Annotated in this window: 18 protein-coding genes; 5 read left to right on the top strand and 13 right to left on the bottom strand. The window is 35.2% G+C overall.

Annotation, left to right across the window (positions count from 1 at the left end):
- Positions 1–4 precede the first annotated feature (4 nt).
- The 10 genes from ACTJIW_RS13545 to ACTJIW_RS13500 form a co-directional block, all read right to left on the bottom strand.
- Entirely contained in the window at positions 5–415 is a 411-nt protein-coding gene (locus tag ACTJIW_RS13545) for a GPW/gp25 family protein (RefSeq protein ID WP_440716743.1), read from the bottom strand.
- A gap of 2 nt (positions 416–417) precedes the next feature.
- On the bottom strand, positions 418–708 hold the full coding sequence (locus tag ACTJIW_RS13540) for a PAAR domain-containing protein (RefSeq protein ID WP_012025142.1): 291 nt from the start codon (positions 706–708) through the stop codon (positions 418–420).
- A 204-nt stretch (positions 709–912) separates the two neighbouring features.
- A complete protein-coding gene (gene vgrG / locus ACTJIW_RS13535; protein WP_440716742.1) occupies positions 913–2,658 on the bottom strand; it encodes a type VI secretion system tip protein VgrG in 1,746 nt (581 codons plus the stop codon).
- On the bottom strand, positions 2,659–3,348 hold the full coding sequence (locus ACTJIW_RS13530; RefSeq protein ID WP_012025140.1) for a CIS tube protein: 690 nt from the start codon (positions 3,346–3,348) through the stop codon (positions 2,659–2,661). It abuts the gene before it with no gap.
- A 1-nt stretch (position 3,349) separates the two neighbouring features.
- Positions 3,350–3,514 carry a DUF5908 family protein gene (locus ACTJIW_RS13525; protein ID WP_440716741.1) on the bottom strand — a complete coding sequence of 55 codons (165 nt, stop codon included), beginning with the start codon at positions 3,512–3,514 and terminating at the stop codon, positions 3,350–3,352.
- Between the two features lie 7 nt (positions 3,515–3,521).
- Positions 3,522–3,968 carry a phage tail protein gene (locus tag ACTJIW_RS13520; RefSeq protein ID WP_012025138.1) on the bottom strand — a complete coding sequence of 149 codons (447 nt, stop codon included), beginning with the start codon at positions 3,966–3,968 and terminating at the stop codon, positions 3,522–3,524.
- 2 nt (positions 3,969–3,970) lie between these two features.
- The gene (locus ACTJIW_RS13515) at positions 3,971–4,399 is read right to left on the bottom strand and encodes a phage tail protein (RefSeq protein WP_007806487.1); all 429 of its coding nucleotides are present in this window, start codon (positions 4,397–4,399) and stop codon (positions 3,971–3,973) included.
- Between the two features lie 27 nt (positions 4,400–4,426).
- Complete coding sequence (locus ACTJIW_RS13510; RefSeq protein WP_440716740.1) at positions 4,427–6,529, bottom strand: phage tail sheath C-terminal domain-containing protein; 2,103 nt, start codon at positions 6,527–6,529, stop codon at positions 4,427–4,429.
- A 21-nt stretch (positions 6,530–6,550) separates the two neighbouring features.
- Complete coding sequence (locus tag ACTJIW_RS13505) at positions 6,551–7,387, bottom strand: hypothetical protein (RefSeq protein ID WP_440716739.1); 837 nt, start codon at positions 7,385–7,387, stop codon at positions 6,551–6,553.
- Positions 7,384–7,986, bottom strand: coding sequence for a DUF4255 domain-containing protein (locus ACTJIW_RS13500; protein ID WP_121361374.1), 603 nt, complete (start codon positions 7,984–7,986; stop codon positions 7,384–7,386). The genes ACTJIW_RS13505 and ACTJIW_RS13500 overlap by 4 nt, the downstream gene beginning before the upstream one ends.
- Positions 7,987–8,356: 370 nt before the next feature.
- Here ACTJIW_RS13500 and ACTJIW_RS13495 point away from each other — a divergent pair, with 370 nt between their 5' ends.
- Together ACTJIW_RS13495 and ACTJIW_RS13490 are read left to right on the top strand one after the other, a co-directional pair.
- Positions 8,357–9,781, top strand: a complete 1,425-nt coding sequence (locus ACTJIW_RS13495) for an amino acid permease (RefSeq protein WP_433810865.1) — start codon at positions 8,357–8,359, stop codon at positions 9,779–9,781.
- Positions 9,782–9,835: 54 nt separating this feature from the next.
- Complete coding sequence (locus ACTJIW_RS13490) at positions 9,836–10,228, top strand: hypothetical protein (protein ID WP_440716738.1); 393 nt, start codon at positions 9,836–9,838, stop codon at positions 10,226–10,228.
- Positions 10,229–10,309: 81 nt separating this feature from the next.
- Here ACTJIW_RS13490 and ACTJIW_RS13485 read toward each other — a convergent pair whose 3' ends face one another.
- The 3 genes from ACTJIW_RS13485 to ACTJIW_RS13475 form a co-directional block, all read right to left on the bottom strand.
- A complete protein-coding gene (locus ACTJIW_RS13485; protein ID WP_440716737.1) occupies positions 10,310–11,467 on the bottom strand; it encodes an IS3 family transposase in 1,158 nt (385 codons plus the stop codon).
- 10 nt (positions 11,468–11,477) lie between these two features.
- On the bottom strand, positions 11,478–12,605 hold the full coding sequence (locus ACTJIW_RS13480) for an IS3 family transposase (protein WP_440716736.1): 1,128 nt from the start codon (positions 12,603–12,605) through the stop codon (positions 11,478–11,480).
- 168 nt (positions 12,606–12,773) lie between these two features.
- Positions 12,774–13,181 (bottom strand): XRE family transcriptional regulator, encoded by a 408-nt coding sequence (locus ACTJIW_RS13475; protein WP_440716735.1) that lies wholly within the window; start codon positions 13,179–13,181, stop codon positions 12,774–12,776.
- A 181-nt stretch (positions 13,182–13,362) separates the two neighbouring features.
- On the opposite strand from ACTJIW_RS13475, the gene ACTJIW_RS13470 reads away from it, so the two are divergent.
- The 3 genes from ACTJIW_RS13470 to ACTJIW_RS13460 all read left to right on the top strand — a co-directional run bounded on the left by ACTJIW_RS13470 (position 13,363) and on the right by ACTJIW_RS13460 (position 18,010).
- Entirely contained in the window at positions 13,363–13,926 is a 564-nt protein-coding gene (locus ACTJIW_RS13470) for a hypothetical protein (RefSeq protein WP_440716734.1), read from the top strand.
- Positions 13,927–14,019: 93 nt separating this feature from the next.
- Complete coding sequence (locus ACTJIW_RS13465; RefSeq protein WP_440716733.1) at positions 14,020–16,392, top strand: sulfatase-like hydrolase/transferase; 2,373 nt, start codon at positions 14,020–14,022, stop codon at positions 16,390–16,392.
- Between the two features lie 43 nt (positions 16,393–16,435).
- Positions 16,436–18,010: an arylsulfatase gene (locus ACTJIW_RS13460; protein WP_440716732.1), complete on the top strand. Its 1,575-nt coding sequence runs from the start codon at positions 16,436–16,438 to the stop codon at positions 18,008–18,010.
- The last annotated feature ends 154 nt before the right edge of the window (positions 18,011–18,164 follow it).

Below are 18,164 nucleotides of genomic sequence, written 5' to 3'. Positions count from 1 at the left end.
AACTTTAAATATTAGTGCCTTCTCCTTTGTAAAAGGGATAAACAAGATTGCTTCTTGAGTTTGTACTTCTTATTCTGTAATCGATTATGACTAATAATTCTCCTTCTAAGTCATCACTTTGTGAGATGTCGATTTTTTCAACATCAATTCTTGGTTCGTAATATAAAATCGCTGTTTTTATAAGTTCAGAAACATAGGTTTTGAGTGTTCTGTCTAATGTTTCAAAAAGCAGTTCATCCATATTACAGCCATATCTGGGCAGCATAATACGTTCACCGATTTTGGTAGAAAGCAATATCTCCAGACTGCTTTTAATATCTGCCTCGTCAGATGTCATTACGACCGCTTTGTTGTTCTTTTTGAACTCTGGCGGAAAACTCCATCCTGTACCTAAAAAAGCTTCTTTATTTTCCATGATTAACCTATTAAAACCGTTGGGCATCCCATTACAATTGTGCCGCCATGTGCGGTTGAATCTCCCATTCTGGCAGCTGGTTTTCCTCCAATCAGCACTGTACTAGAACCCGCAATGATACTATCCGGCGGACCTGTACAAACAATCATATCTCCCAAACAGGCTGCAGGCTGACCGCCTATTAAAACTGTAGGCGAACCCGGCGGTAAAATTGGTCCGCCAACATGAGGAACAGTTGCTGTTACCATTGGGCAGACATGCATATCGTTAATTCTTGCGGCCGGTAATCCCATAATTATAATTATTAAGTTAGCTGTAATTGTTTAACACATAGAAACATAGTTCTCCGCAACTTTAAAAAAGGCGTTTCACTAATTTAAATGCACATAGTGCATCCATGTGTGGAAACTGGGTTCTTTTACTTTCTTTTTTTGACATAAAAAACTATGTTTCTATGTGTTAAAAAGATTTTTTAAATTAAAAGGAATAGAAATAATTTAATTTATCTGTACAATACTGCCTTTTACAATCGCCACTGCTGCCGATGACATTTCTGCGCCGGCATTGCCTTCGGCTTTAAATTGGGCAGTTGCTTTTAGATTTACATTCATGCCTTCAATTTTTACATCGCCTGTTGCTTTTATTGAAATATCGCCCGCACTTTCCATTTTTATTCCTGCACTGTCAATTGTAATGATGTTCGAATTTTCGTCTTCAATAACTATTGAACCTTTGTCTTCGTCGAGTGTTATTTTTTTGCCTGCCGGAGTTTCAATGGCTATCGATTTTTTATCATCGTCAAAGAGTACTTTCATTTCGCTTCTTGTAAAAATCCCTTTTTGATGATTATCGTCGGCTGCTTTTAGAGGAGCGGGTTTTGCACTGCTGTGGAGCATTCCCAATACAATAGCATCATTTGGATCTTCGTTGATGAAACCAATAATTACTTCGTCTTCAATTTCCGGCCTGAAAAAAGTACCTCTGTTGTCACCCGCATCTAAGGCAGCTATTCTGCACCAAATGCCCTGTTCATCATTATTGATAATTGGGATTTTGACCAAAATTCTGTCTTCACCATCGGGATCGTCCTGAAGTTGGGTTACAATACCAATATGCAGTCCTTTTATGGATGGAATTATTCCTGAAGCCGATGGCGTATTGAGATCATACGTTTCAGAAAACCATTCGGGATTCAATCCAAACTGCACATTTACTGTCCAGTTTCCGTTTGCAATTTCATGGAAAACGCCCGTAATGTATGCTTTGCCGTTAAAGCGGTCTCCAACGCCTTCAAGCGTGATAATGGTATTGGGTTTTACAGCGGGAATGCCTTGAAATTTTACTCTTCCGCGAACTTTTGAAAGCTGTTGGAATAATAATTTTGCATCGGCCCAATCTTGCAATTCGGTATCGGTAACATGACCGCCGTGGCGCAATTCTAAATTTTCAAGCTTTACGATATCAGATAAATCCGAAGGAGATAAATTTCCGTTTAGACTTACGCTTGGATCTTTGGCTTCAATTTCTAATAATTCCTGATTGGATGCATTCCAGCTGTAAGATGAAACTTTAGCAAACTGATTTCTGGCATCGATTTCGGCATCAAAATCAAGCATACTCGAACCAAAAGCAACCGTTTCGACTGGTTCAGAAGTTAAATCTGGTTTTTTAATCGAAATTTTGCCATTTTCAACAAAACATAATTTTCCGTTTGCCTGCGCACGAGACACAATAAAATCCCAATCAGAAGTATTGTACTGCACTAACTCTTTGTGGCTATAATTAGTGCTTTCTACGTCTTTTTGCAATCCATAAGTGCCTATAATGTCTTCAAAAGCGTCACTGTCTTTTACATCATAAAAATATTTGCTTTTTCTGCCAATAGTCAGTTTTACCGCTTCGTCTTTGCATTCTACAATTAACAGGGAAGAATTGTCTTTTATTTTTATAGAATGTTTTACCACAATTCCTTTGTAAATCGTTTCTTCATCACTGTGATAGCCCGCTTTTATTTCTATTTTTTTCCCCGGAATGAGTAAATCTTCATTGCTCAATTTAAAATCTTGTGCAGATGCATCTCCATCGGTTAAAACAATCTGCGCCATAGGGATTCTGTTCACCTCATTATGAACAACAATGCTCATAACCTGATAAACACCAGATAGTTCATTTCCTTCAATGAGCAGTTTGTGCGTAACTAAATCTGCACTTTTACTGGTTTGTATGACGCCGCTATTGTTCATCTATTGTTGTTTTTGCAGTGGAGGAAAAAATATTTTCTGGCCGATTTTTAATTTTCTGAAATTGATAAGCTTATTGGCTTTTGCTACTTCGAGATAATATTTTGAATCGCCATAGATTTTAAAAGACATTAAAGGAAGCGTATCGCCCGCTTTTACAATTCTGGTATGCGTTAAATCTGGAGATTGATTGTTTTGCTGTTTTGCTCTTAATTCATCTTCAACAACACCTTTGAATTTTCCTTTTGCAATGGCTCTAATGGGCGTGCCATCTGGTCTGAAAAGTTTATACTCAATGGTCATTTCTGTGAGAGATCCTTTGAAAAGCAGACTTCCCCAGGCGATTTTTAAATAGTTTGGCTTATGTTCTGTGCCATTGTATTCTAAAATTACTTTTCTAAAATGCTCAATGTCTTCAATAACACCATTTTCTGTACTTTCCTTTCCGGCAATAACGCCTGTTCGGTCAAAAACAAAATCCAATTCTAGTTCTTCGGGAGCAATTGCAGTAAACCTTGGTGCAGGACTGCTCGTTCCGGCGGCCTGAGTTGTATCTTGCTCAATCTTGTAATGAAACGTATATTTTTCGGGATTCATCAAAGTAACAAACTCTTCAATATCCGAAACAGGATTGTTGAATTGCGGATCGCTGTACGCAATAATCTTCAGTTTTTTTAATTCACCAGTTGTCATATCAGCGTTCTTTTTTGCGTTCAATAATTTTCATTACTTGCTCGACACACTCAGCCACAGTATCTTTTTCATTGTTTGATGAAGGTGAAGCAGCTGGTTTTGCACCCGAATTTGAGCTTTCGTTCACGTTTATTTTAATGTGAAGCTCTTTGATTTCAATTGGCATGATAAAATTATTTTTTATGAAGGGTGAAATAATTATAAGCAAGCTCAAAGCTTTCAACAACAATTTTGCTTTCCAGAGCACTAAAATCTTCAACAGCCCATTTTACGGGATAAGCATGTACCACTTTCCAGTGCATTAAAGGTTCGTGATCCTGATTTAAGAGTTTTACAGTTAAATCGACGGGCTTAAACTCGAAATTTTCTAATGCTTTCCGGCACCATTCAATTACGTCAGAATCAATAAGAATTCCTCTTTTTAAAACCAAATTGGGATATTTGGTTTTTACAGGAAGTTTGTGTTTGAATCTGTTTTCTCCACCCTCGACAATTTCTTCCGTTTCAAGATCTACGGAGAGCCCTGATACGGATTGAAATTGATGGTCTTTTTCTTTTGTGCCCAGCTGATCAAATTCAACCAGAAAATGAAAACCTACGGGTGGATAATAGTTAGCCATGACTAATCATTTTGAATAGATAAACCTTCGTGAACCAATTCAATTGACTCGATGGCTACTTCGTTTCCATCGGCTTTTAAATCAGTTGACTGTACTTTTGTAGGCCATGCATTTTTTACTTTCCAGGTAATCACGGGTTCGTGTTCCTCGTTAAGCAGTTTGATGGTAATATCCCTTCTTTCGATGGTGTTTAGTTTAACGGTATTCCACCATGCATAATATTCATTATCGCTTTTAAAAGTGCCTCTTTTCATGGTAATGTTAGAGTACTTCTGCATGCCCGGCATTTTGATTTTGCTGTATTCCGGACTTGCACCCTGACGGTACTCAATAACTTCGGTTTCTACATCTAATCCGGAAACTTCTGTAAAACCTATTTTTGTTCCTCCCCAGTCAACTGAGAAATGAAACTTTGGTAACGGATAACTCATGATCTATATTTTTTAATGATGATTTAATTAAGATTCCTGCATTTTGTGAGAGAAACGAAGAATAATGAACTCAGCCGGACGAACTACTGCCAAACCAATTTCGATTATCATTTTACCGTCTAAAATATCCATAGCAGACATGGTTTGTCCCAATCCAATTCGTACATAAAAAGCTTGTTCTGGTTTGGCTCCTGCCAAAGCTCCGGCTCTCCATTGAAGAATTAAGAAATTCTCAATCATAGCTCTTACTCTTATCCAGGTATTGGCATCGTTTGGTTCAAAAACAAACTGTTCTGTTGCTTTTTTAATCGATTCTTCGGCCATATTAAAGAAGCGGCGAACGGGTACATAACGCCATTCACTATCATTACCGGCTAAGGTTCTTGACCCCCAAACCAAGGTTCCCTTGCCGGTAAATGTTCTGATAGCATTAATTGATTTACCTGCCACAGTATCAACATTTAAGTTGTCCTGAATGGTATTTGTTATTTTTACGGTTGGTTGTATTACATAGTTCAAACTTACATTTGCAGGTGCTTTCCATACGCCTCTGTCTCTGTCAACTCTGGCATAAACTCCTGCAATAGCAGAGCTTGGCGGAAGTGTAATTGGCAGATTGTAAATTTCAGTAAGTATCTTATTAAAAGTCGCATTGTCGATACTTTCTAAAGTGCTTAATTTTCTTCCGTTTAATTCTCCGTTATTGACATCTTTTCCGCTTACAGATTTAATTGCATCTAATAACGTAAGCAGATTTGCTTTAATGCCAGAAAGATTATTTGCAATTAACGTAATATCGTTTTGAGTGTTTAAATCAGTGTAGTCAACCAATTTTTTTAATTCTTTATCAAAACTTACAGTATCAGTTGATATAATTTTAAGCAGTTTTGCTGCTGCATTCTCGTCCTGTATTTTTTTCTTTAATGTTTTCAGGTTTTTATATACAGAGTCAATTTTATTTGAACCAGAAAAGTTTGCATTAAATGCAGTCAAAGCACCTGTAATGTTATTTGCAATAACCGCATCTTCATCAGATATTGTGCTGATTGCAGCATTTGCTTCGTCGTTCAGTGAGTTTCTTAAAAGAGATAAACTTTCTAGAGAAGTAAGCAGATCATTCAGTTTGGTCATGAAAGCCGTTTTTTTAGCAGGATCGCTTACGAAAGTTCCGCCAAGATCAAAACCCGTAGCGTCATTACTGTACATCTGTAAAAACAAATCGCTTATTTGACCAGAAATATTAAATGGAGCAACAGCAGTAACGTCTACCAATTTTGCTACAGTCGCGTCAATTCCTGTAGTTGCATTTTCGATAGGAACTAATCCTGCTGCAATTTGATCATAAGCTTTTGCTGTGTAAGAGTAATGTTTTAAAATAATTTTACTGCTGTCAAAAGCATAATCCAGAATGGTTTCCAGATGAGGATAATAAACAGCTCCGTATTTAATAGTGTCTTTTTCAGAACTGATTTTATTTCTCAAATCATCTATATTAGGATCTGTCGGGCTTGATTCATCGTAACTTAAAGTATCAATTAAAGTAAATCTGTCCTGAAGATTCTGGCACTGCATTAAGGCACTGTTGTATAATCCGTAGAAATCAGTTATTGTTATGCCGCTTACTTGTGTTGCGTCTGGAAATACAATCAGCGTTGGTTCGTCTACCTTTTCTAATTCTGCTAATCCGTCGTTTAATGCAGCGCTGTTGTTGATTGCTGCAACCGGAGTGTCTGTATCATCTAAATCATTTCCATAACGCCCAACCGAAATAATGTAGCAGGGACCGCCGCCATTTGCAAAGAACAGCTGCAAAGAATAATACATTAAAAAAGGCTGTTTTGCAGTGGGCTGATCGACAACAATAGATCTTGTGTCGCCATTATCGCCTGAAACATCATTAATGGTAACACTAATTGTTGTTTCTGGTTTTGCAAAGCCAAAAAAGCGTTCGTATTCTAAAAGAGATGTTATTCTTGTTGGTGTTAATTTCAAATCTCCATTAATCTTGTTCGTGGCTTTTTCTGTATAGCCGATAAAACAGGGAATCGCTGTCTCTACCTGAGCAACAGAAGGGGGAAACTTTACGATTTCCTCAACATATACTCCAGGCGTTTTGTAAGTTGTTGCCATAATTGATTTGTTTTTTAATTATTAAATAAATATTTCCGAATAGTAATCACTATTGATTTTTGTTATTGATTTTACAGATGGATTTGGATACTGGCTTTCTGCCGGCTGTGCAGGCGTAAAATCGGTAAGCGGGTCAATTTCTACAAAACCGGAACGTGTTAATGGTTTTGCGGCGTTGGTTTTAATTTCGGTTCCTGCTTTACGGTTAATGTATTTCCAAAGCGTTTTCCGATTATCAAAATGAATTTTAAAATTCGGGCTTAGCATTTTGCCCAAATTATTTACAATGTTTCTGGAGCTGTTGTCGCCCTTTGCGGTTAGTGAAATAATGCCAAATACATTTTGCTGTTCTGACGGTTCCAGTGCTGAAACTAAATGAGCAGTAGTTTCTTCAGATACTAAATATGCATTTGAAATAAGTTTGTTGTCACTTATTTTTGGAATATATTCAAACGAAACGGGTTCAGTTAATGGTTTTACATTACTGAAATGATATGCCTGAGTAAGAGCAAAATCAAGATTAGTATAATTTTCAAATTGATAATCATTAATTTTAATTAAAAACGTAAGGTTCAGATTTGCAGGGATTTTTATAAATGGTTCAAATTCATCTTTTACTTTAGTATATATTCTAAAACCTGTTTTGGTTTTTTTGAATGTCATTTTATAGTTTTTGAGTACAATATTGGTTTCTAAAGTGGGTGTTAGTACCAGAAATGCATCTGTAGTAAACTGCTGGAGCATTTTTTGTTTATCAGCATTTGTCATACTGGCAAAAGTTTCTTCTCCGTTATTGAGAAAATAATTATGAAGAAACGTTACTTCAAACAACAATCCGTATGTGGCAGCAAAACTCATTGTTGATCTTTCTTTTTAGTTATACCAGTAAATTCGCCAATAAGCTGTCCTTCAGCCTGTACAATATTGCGTTCAATTTGTATCAGACTTACTTTATATAAAGCCGATGGAAGCTGTTTGCCGCCCAATGTTCCCCAGATATAATTTAGTTCCTCAAAAGTGGGAGTGTAGAGCTCAACCGTAAATCTAAAATTGTCTACATTGCTCATTGCGCTGCTATTTCGGTTATAAATGGTATTGGCTTGTGTAAAAAGTTTTTTCCCCTGAAAAAATTCTATGATTTTTGAAATATCATTAAGAGAATTGATATACTTATCTCTGTTAGCGCTAAACAGCAAATACAGGTTTAAATTGATGATGCTGTTTCTGTATATTGTTTTTGTATTTTCAACCGTATGATTTGGAAAGTTTTTTAAAGCAGCTTCTTCGTGAATATTGATTAATGTAAGTGCTACGCCATCTTTTAAAGGATCGTCTATATCATTACTTTGCGATTCTAAAAAAGCGATATTTTCTGGTACAACAGTTTTCTCTAACCCAATTTCTTCGAGATAGTTATTTACCTGTTCTGCAATTATTTGTATTACTTCAAAAATCATCTTTTGATAAAATTGTATAAGTATTAAATGAAATAGTAATGATTCATGGCGCAGATTGTAATTAGAATGGGGCTTCTGACTGTGCTTTTAAGATTTGACTAAATTAGATAAATGCAGAGGTACCAGAAAAGGGGAAAATTCCCCTTTTTTGATTTATTTAACATATTGGTTTTTAGTAAGTTGTGTTTTGTTTTTCCATCCTTTTAAAATCAGCGTGCAGCAAGCCGGGAGTTTGGTTTTTTAAAGCTTAAAATATTTATATTTGATTCTGACAGATGAGACAGAAAGAAGTTTGTACGATTCCTTTTTTAACTTATCTTCGCTGTTTATACATTTTTTGAATACATTTAAATACCTTAAAATCTAATCTGTGAAAAAAAATCATGATGCCGTAGAAGAAAATCAGCTTAAACGCGGGCTGACTAACCGACACATTCAGTTAATTGCCTTAGGCGGATCTATAGGAACAGGTCTTTTCCTGGGCATTGGTCCGGCGGCCGTATTGGCAGGACCTTCGGTTATTTTAGGATATGCTATTGCCGGAATTATCGCTTTCTTTATTATGAGACAGCTTGGCGAAATGGTTGTCGAAGAACCTGTATCTGGAAGTTTCAGTTATTTTGCCTATAAATACTGCGGTTCTTTTGCGGGTTTTGCATCGGGTTGGAATTATTGGATTTTGTATATTCTCGTTAGTATGGCCGAACTTACAGCCATTGGTGTTTATGTACAGTTTTGGTGGCCCGAAATTCCGCTTTGGGCATCCAGTTTGTTTTTCTTTCTGGTTATTAATGCTTTAAATTTTGCTTCTGTAAAAGTGTACGGAGAAACAGAATTTTGGTTCTCTATTATAAAAGTTGCCGCCATTATTGCCATGATTCTTTTTGGTACATATTTATTAATAAGCGGTACAGGAGGAGAACACGCCAGTATTCATAATTTGTATAACGATGGAGGTTTTTTTCCAAAAGGTGTTTTTGAAAAAACGGCAGCAGGAGATTTTCAGGGATTATTGTCGGCGATGGCTTTGATTATGTTTTCTTTTGGCGGTTTAGAACTTATTGGAATTACTGCTGCCGAAGCAGAAAATCCAGAAAAAAACATTCCTAAAGCAACCAATCAGGTTATTTATAGAATTCTTATATTTTATGTTGGCGCATTGGTCATTTTATTTGCTTTGTCGCCGTGGAGACAAATTACAACAGACAGCAGTCCGTTTGTAATGGTTTTTCAAAACTTAAACGGAATGGAATTTGAGCTTTTTGGAAATAAAATATTTTTTACAAGCCTTATCGCAAATGTCCTTAACTTAATTGTATTAACTGCCGCTTTATCTGTATACAACAGCAGTGTGTACAGCAACTCCAGAATGTTATTTGGTTTGGCAGATCAGGGCAGTGCGCCTAAGTTTTTAAAGAAACTGAACAAACAATCAGTGCCGGTTAATGCTATTTTAGTTTCATCCTGTTTTGCCGCTGTTTGTATTTTAATAAATAAAGTAATTCCAGAAGAAGCTTTTAGTATTTTAATGTCTTTAGTAGTGTCATGCTTGGTTATTAACTGGGTTATGATTTCGTATACGCACTTGCAGTTTAGACGTGCGAAAGACAAGGAAAACACAAAAACAAAATTTGCTTCTATATTTTATCCGGTAAGCAACTATATCTGTTTCATATTTTTATTGGGAATTTTATCCATCATGTGGATGACGAATATGAAGATATCTGTAGAATTAATTCCTATTTGGCTGTTGATTCTTTTTGTTTTTTATAAGGTTTTTAAAAAGAAGGAATAGATAATTTGAATTAAGATGAGAAATGAAAAAAAGATATATATAGCCTTAATAATTTTGACTCTTTTATTTTCAGTCAATTATTATTGGCAAAATAGATATGTAAAACTTCGTCCAGTAGTTCCAAATGAAGTTTTACATCGTCCTGTTTTTTTTTCAAACTTATTTCACAATCAATTGTTTAGAATTGCAAATCCTAATGAAGTTTCTCAAAATTATTATAATAATATAAGATATGTTTTAGATCGTTCAGGACAAAAGTATATTATAAAAAGCGGAGATATCTACATTAAGTACAAATACATGAACGACATGGAACTTATTTGGAATTACACCAAAAGAGCAACTGATCCTGCTTGGTTTAAATTAAAAAGAGAAATGGATAGTATTAACGGAGATACAAAAAATAAAGAGGAATTAGATAGAATTATTAATGAGTTTGAAAAGTAGTTTTGTTAAAACCGTTGTATCATAAATAATATAGATTTTATACATGCTCATAAACGATTTCCGAGATGATACAGTATATAATTATATAAAATGTAATTTATCAAATTCTTCGATTGTTTTATAGTCTAAATATGAATGCCTTCTTTTTTTATTATACCAATTTTCAATGTATTCTTTTAATTCCTCTCTCATCTGTTTTCTCGGCAGAAGTTTATTTCCATTAATTAATTCCATTTTTAAAGATTTGAAAAAACTTTCGGAAACAGCATTGTCATTGTGATTTTGTCTACGATTCATGCTACGACGTATACACTTATAAGAATCCAGTTTTTTAGTGAAAAGCTTATTAGCATATTGAGTACCCCTATCAGAATGAAATATTAAATCTGAACTGAGTTTCCTGTTCCTGACTGCCATTTCCCACGCTGACAGAGTAGTTTTTTTAGTACTCATAGTATCACTTAAACTCCAGCCTATGATTTTTCTATCAAATAAATCCATAATTATAGTGAGATATAGAAAGCCTCGCATAGTTTGTATATATGTAATGTCCGAAACCCAAACTTGGGAAGGGTTAGTAACTTTAAACTCTCTATTTAAAACATTTGGAGACACATAGTGATTATGAATTGAATCTGTAGTTGCTTTGTACTTTCTTTTAGCTTTTCTATGAAGCCCAAGAGCTCTCATGTAAGATGCTACATGTGAGTCTGTAATTTTAAATCCTCTTTTTTCAAGTTCTTTAGCAATTTTTGTACAACCACATATTTGTTTAAATTCATAAAATATTGATATGATTTCATCTTTCAATATATTTATTCGAATTTCAGTATTCGAAAGTTCTTGTTTTTTTCTTCTATAATAAGTGGTTCTAGAAACTCCTAGTGCATCACACATTTTTAAGATTGAAAATTTATGTTTGTTATTCTCAATAAACTCTTTAGTCATTATTTTTCCTTGTGCAACATGTTTATTGCCTCTTTTTAAAATTTCAAGTGTAAGTTCTGAGTTTTTAACTTTCTTTTCTAGGTTTGCAATTGTACTTTGTTCAGGAGTTAATTTTAAGTAGCCTGTTCCGCAAAAACTTCCTGCTCCAAATTTTTCATAGTCTTGTCGCCATCGATACAAACAACTTGCAGTTATTCCTAACTCCCTTTCAATACTCGCAATTTGTCCCTTACCTCTCTTATAGCTTAATTTGACTGCATTCAATTTGAACGTACGATCGTAGTTTTTCATAACAGTAAGTTTATATTAATTTGTGCTTAAAAACTTTTGATGTTTGTTCAAGATATACAGGTATTTTTTCTTCCATTTTTTTTACAGGAAGTTGATTTAAAGTAGCTAGTTTAGATTTAAGGGCGATAAAAAATTTTTTGGGCACAATATTATCTAAATGATTCTCTTTCCTGCTCATACTTTGTTTAATATGTTTATATGAGTGCAATTTACGACTAAACAACTTATTAGCGTATTGAGGTGATCTATCAGAATGAAATATTAATCCTTTCTTAGGTTTACGATTTAGAACTGCCATTTCCCAGGCTGGTATTATGGTTTCTTCTATTGTTAATCGATCACTTAGACAATATCCAATAATTTTTCTGTCAAATAAATCCATAATAATTGTTAGAAAAATAAGCCTACTTTCTATTTCGATACTTGTAATACCCGATACCCAAACCTTAGAGGGTTTATCAGTTTTGAATTGTCTATTTAGTAAATTAGGAAAAATGCACGGGTTATGTTGAATAAAAGGCGAAGCAGATTTACTTTTATGACTACTATTTAGTTTACTGACAAGACCTAGTTTTTTCATATAGCCATTAACTGTACAAGGTTTTAATTTAAAACCACGGCTTTGCAATTCTGCGGAAATCCTATAATTACCATATCTCTCTTTATTTTCATAAAATATAGAAATAATTTCTTTGTCTATTAAATTTGTTTGAAGTTGTCTTGGAGAAAGTATTTTATCTCTCCATCGATAATATGCCGTTTCTCTTATACCTAAAACTTCACACATACCACAAACTGAATATTTATCTAAATTGTTTTCAATAAAATAAAAAATCATTGGTTTTCCTTGCAAAATATATTTCCTTGCACTCTTAAAAATTTCAACTTGACGTTCCACTTTTTGTAGCCTTTTTGTGAGTGTGATTTTAAGTATAGCAAGCCGTTTTTGTTCGGGGTTTCTAAATTGTCCTACCCCACAAAAACTTTCCGCTTCATATTTTTGAAGTTCAGCTTCCCATCTATAGATGTTGGTAGTCGCAATACCAAGTTCTTTTGCTGCTTTAAAACGATTTTTTTCAAGTGCTAATTTGACTGCATTTACTTTGAAATCACGATCGTAGATTTTATTCTTCTCCATTTCCTAAATTTTAGGTTGCATAAGTGAATTTAAGAAATATTGAAGTAGATATATAAAATAATAAAAGATAATGATCTACTTAGCATGTCATTATCTTTTATTAAAAATCTAGGTTATGTAGAGAAATTAAAGTGGTAACTTTGTTATATTATTATTTATTGAAAATAGTTACTTCCCAATCAATTTCTCCAATCTCACCATCATTTCCTCTTTCTCTTTCAACATTCTTTCATACAAAGCAATTTTTTCATCATGAAGTTGAATCAATTTTTCAATTGGATGAATATTAATTGTTCCGTAATTAAATGAATTAGCGAAAGCGTGTTCTCCAAAAGTATTAGAAATAATATTAATCGCTTGTTCTTCATCAAAATTCTGAAAAGCTTCAACAGGAATTTTTAATACAGCTGAGATTTGTTTCAAGAGGTTTTCTTCGATTACATCTTTTTGCTCCAGCATCGAAATTTTCTTTTGGTTCCAGTCTTCACCCAGATCATAAGCCAAAGCTTCCTGCTTGATGTTAAGCATTTCTCTAAAACGTTTGACGTTTCTTCCCTGATGTATTTTCTGTTCCATAACGAATATTGATTTTTCTGAAGATTCAAAGATAAAGCCATTTGGCTAAAAATCATGAGTTTCAAAGATAAAAAATTATTTCAAAAAGAGATTTTTTTGTAAGAATATTATATCTGTATTTCGAATAAGTTATCCTTTTAAAAGCACATTACTTTGCCGGTAAATTTTAAATGTTCTGACTATGAAAAAGGATAAAATACTATTAAAAGCCTGCTCTTGGGCAGGATATGTAACAGGAAATGCTTTTAAGGCAATTGATGTTTTTTTTGATTTTGCACATCTGGATTATTACAAACAAAATTTAAGTGAAGCCGTAATTTTGAGTTATAAAAAAAATATCTATAAAGAGAACAATCCTTCTGATGCTTTTGTTTTTTATACGGCTTTAAACTTTTTTTCTAAAGTTTGTTATTGTCTGCAAGGCAAAAGCAAAAAATGGAAACTAAAAGAATCCCTGCGCAGCGAAAAGGTTTTTCATCTTTCATCTCTCACAAAAGAAGAATTCGAGAATCCTTTTATAGTATTTAAAAAAGCATTTGATGAAATTACACTCGAAAAGTTTGAATTTTTTCTAAGTCAAATTCTGGAACATTCATTGTCTCCTTTTGCCGGAGATCCAGAATCAGACATGGCGACACCTTATATTCATTTTATCAAAATGCTCGATGCAGCAGAATTAATACGAGAAAGAGGAGTTGAAAAAATCAAAAAAACGGTTGAGATTGATTTAGAATTTAGGACTTAAAAAACTTTGTTGCAAGTTATAATCTGCAACATCATTAAAAAGTTTTGTAATACGCAGGTTTGTAAATTAGTGGGTATCACTAAAACTAGAAATATGAAGTCTTTTATTAGTCCAAAACTGCTGTTAATTTTAGCTGTATTTCTTTTCAGCTGCAATCAATCTCAAAAAACAGATTCTGTTACAGAAAAAACAGATTCTGGAGAACTAGACCGAACCATACTGCCAATTCCAGAACCTCCATTTGGTGGAAAAATTGGAGAAACGTACAAAGATTCAAAAGAAGAATGGCCAAAACTCGTTACGCCTCCGCAGGGAGCGCCAAACGTAATTATTATTCTTTTAGACGATGTTGGTTTTGGGCAGGTAAGTACATTTGGAGGGCCAGTTCCTACACCAGAATTAGATAAACTGGCAGCAAACGGTTTAAAATACAATCGATTTCATACTACTGCAATCTGCGGGCCTTCGCGAGCGGCATTATTGACAGGAAGAAATCATCATAATGCAGGTTCTGGTTTCTTAGCCGAATGGGCAACAGGATATCCGAGTTACAATTGTATGATTCCAAAAACGACGGCAACTTCTGGAAGAATTTTAAAAGGAAACGGATACAGTACAAGCTGGTTTGGAAAAAATCACAATACACCAGATTGGGAAACTTCTGTTACTGGTCCTTTTGACCGCTGGCCTACGGGTTTAGGGTTTGATTACTTTTATGGATTTAATGCTGGAGAAACACATCAGTATTATCCGGTTCTTTTTGAAAATACAAAAGCGGTAGAGCCAGACAAATCTCCGGAACAAGGTTATCATTTCATGACTGATATGACAGATAGAGCCATTAACTGGCTGGAATACAGTAAATCGGTTGCGCCTCAAAAACCGGTTATGCTGTATTTTGCTCCCGGAGCTGCGCACGCACCGCATCATGCACCAAAAGAATGGAGAGATAAATTTAAAGGACAGTTTGATAAAGGCTGGGATGTTGTGAGACAGGAAACCTATGAACGTCAACTGAAAATGGGAATTATTCCGCCCGGAACTAAACTAACTCCAAGACCAGACTGGGTTACACCATGGGATAAACTTTCGGCAGATCAGAAAAAACTGTTTGCGCGTTTGATGGAAAACTATGCAGGATATCTTTCGTTTGCTGATCATGAAACAGGACGTCTTTTAGAGGCAATAAGCAAACTTCCGGATGCCGATAATACGTTGATATTTTATATTGTGGGAGATAACGGTGCAAGTTCTGAAGGAGGAATGGAAGGAACAGTTAATGAAATAAAAGCATTAAGCGGTATTTCAACTCCTTTGGCAGACAACTTAAAACATCTTGACGAAATTGGAGGCCCTAATACCGAGCCACATTATCCTGTGGGCTGGGCTTGGGCAGGAAATGCTCCTTTTCAATGGGTAAAACAAGTAGCGTCTCACTTTGGCGGAAGCCGAAATCCAATGGTAGTAAGCTGGCCAAAAGTAATTAAAGATAAAGGCGGTATGCGCAGTCAGTTTGTGCATTTGATAGATGTGCTTCCTACGATTTTAGATGCTTCTCATTTACCATCGCCAAAAAGCGTTGATGGTGTTGAACAGAAACCTATGGACGGGGTTTCGTTCTTGTCGACTTTTGCAGATAAAAACGCTAAACCTGTTAGAACGAGACAATATTTTGAAATTTTCAGTAACCGGGCTATATATGATAATGGATGGGTAGCGGCAACACAGCATACTTTTCCGTGGAGACAGGATTTTGCACCCGGAAATTGGGATAAAGACAAATGGGAACTTTATAATATTGATGAAGATTACAGCGAATCGGTTGATTTGGCTAAAAAATATCCCGAAAAGCTGAAAGAATTGAAAGCAATTTTTGATGAAGAAGCTAAGAAATACAATGTTTATCCGCTGGATGACAGAGGTACAGGAAGATTAATTTCGCCAAAACCTACGCCGTCAGATCCTAAACGCAAACACTTTGCGTTCTACGCAGGCGCAACCAGACTGGCAGAAACAGCTTCTCCAAATACCAAAAATAAATCGCACAGCATTACAGCCGAAATTGAGCTGAAATCTAAATCAGACAGCGGTATTATTGTGGCTTCTGGCGGAAGTTCTGCGGGATTTGCTTTGTATGTTCAGAACGGAAAACTGGTTTATCATTACAATTATTTTGATGATGCCCGTTACGTCATTACTTCTAAAGAAGCACTTCCGGTTGGAAAAAGCACCGTACGATTTGATTTTGCTTACGATGGCGGCGGAACAGGAAAAGGCGGAACCGGAAAACTGTATATCAATGATAAATTAGTCGGTGAAGGCCGAATTGATAAAACTGTCGCAGCGCGTTTCGGAATTGATACTTTCGGAATTGGTGAAGATTCAGGATCGCCAGTTGCAAAATCATATAAAGCACCATTTAAGTTTACGGGAATTATTGATAAGGTCGAGATTGACTTGAAATAATTGTGAATTGTGAATTAAAAATTTTAGCATAAATCAAAGAATTATGAGAAAGTACATTGTTTTATTAGCTTTAGCTTTAGTTGCTGAAATGAGCGCACAGCAAAACTATTTTAACCCAACGGTTAAAGTAAAAGACTATTTAGAGCCTGCAATTCCGCATCCAGATCAGGATAAAGAGATGAAGGATAAATTGAGCAAATTAAAGAAGAAACCGAATATCTTGATTATTCTTATTGATGATATGGGTTACGGAGATATTGGTGTTTATGGCGGAGGCGTCGCGATTGGCGCACCAACACCAAACATGGATAAACTGGCTCATGAAGGTTTACAGCTTACTTCAACCTATGCACAGCCAACTTGTACACCAAGCCGTGCGGCAATTATGACGGGAAGAATTCCGGCAAGATCAGGGCTGACAAGACCAACACTTACAGGTGAAAATCCGAAAGTAAATCCGTGGGCTTCAGAAAATACAACGGCTAAAATACTTTCTCAAAACGGTTATAAATCGGCTATTTCGGGTAAATGGCATTTGGGCGAAAGCAAAGGAAGTCTGCCAAACGAAGTTGGTTATGATGAATGGCTGGGATTTGGTTCTGTTCAGTCAGAATATGCACAGCTTGTTAATGAATGGATTTATCCTGATTTAATTAATAAACCAGATCGATTGGCTGCAGTGAAAAAAATGGTAGACCAAAATATCTTAACTGGTGTAAAGGGAGGAGAAAACAAGGTTGTGCAGCCAATATCAAATATTGAAGAACTTTCTAAAGTCGATCAGGTTTTTGCAAAATACAGCGAAGATTTCATCAAACGTTCGGTAAAAGAAAATAAGCCGTTCTATTTAATTCATTCTTTTTCTAAAGTACATAACGATAACTATGTATCTGAAGGTTATAAAGGAAAAAGCCCTGCAGCAATTCCGTATAAAGACGCTATTGTTGAAGTTGATGACATTGTGGGAAGATTAATGAAACTTTTGCAAGACTTAAAAATTGACGACAATACCTTAGTATTTCTTACTTCTGACAACGGTCCAAATGAAGATGTTTGGCCAGATGGCGGTTATACACCATTTAGAGGAGGAAAAGGCACAACTTGGGAAGGTGGAGTTAGAGTTCCGGGAATTGCTTACTGGAAAGGCATGATTGCTCCGGGACGTATAAGCGATGGTTTATTTGATATTTGCGATATGTTTAATACTTCTCTTTCGGCAGCAGGAGTTTTAGATAAAATTCCTTCAAGTAATTATATTGATGGAGTAGACCAGTTATCGTTTTTCTTGTCAGACAAAGGAGTGTCAAATCGAAATGCCGTTTTTATGTATTCAGAAACCAAATTTATGGCTATCCGCTGGCAGGAATACAAAGTACACATGAATGTTTTTAATACTTCGGCGACAAGAAGAAACCTGGACCAGTCGACTATTCAAAGTATTGGGATGAGTCCGTGGGTGTACAATATTTATGCTGACCCAAAAGAACAATTGAGTCAGGGACATCGTTATTTTGAGTGGGGAATTCCTGGTGTAATGGGACTTATTGCAGCTCACTTAGCTACTTATCAAAAATATCCAATGAAAGATATTGGTTTGAAAAAACCGGGTGCTGAGTAATGATTTATAAAATTATTTAGTAAGTATGAAAACAGAAAACTCCTTTTTTATACAGGGCAGTTTTCTGTTTTTATTTTTAATGGCTATCTCTTTTAGTTATAAATATGTTGCAAATTATAACTTGTAACAAGTTTGATAAGGTGTATTTTTTTCA

Source organism: Flavobacterium sp. 22659, assembly GCF_052044235.1.
In the GTDB taxonomy this organism is placed as follows: Bacteria; Bacteroidota; Bacteroidia; order Flavobacteriales; family Flavobacteriaceae; genus Flavobacterium; species Flavobacterium johnsoniae.
The sequence above is the reverse complement of the archived record's forward strand: the minus strand, read 5'-3'. Positions and strand labels throughout refer to the sequence as shown.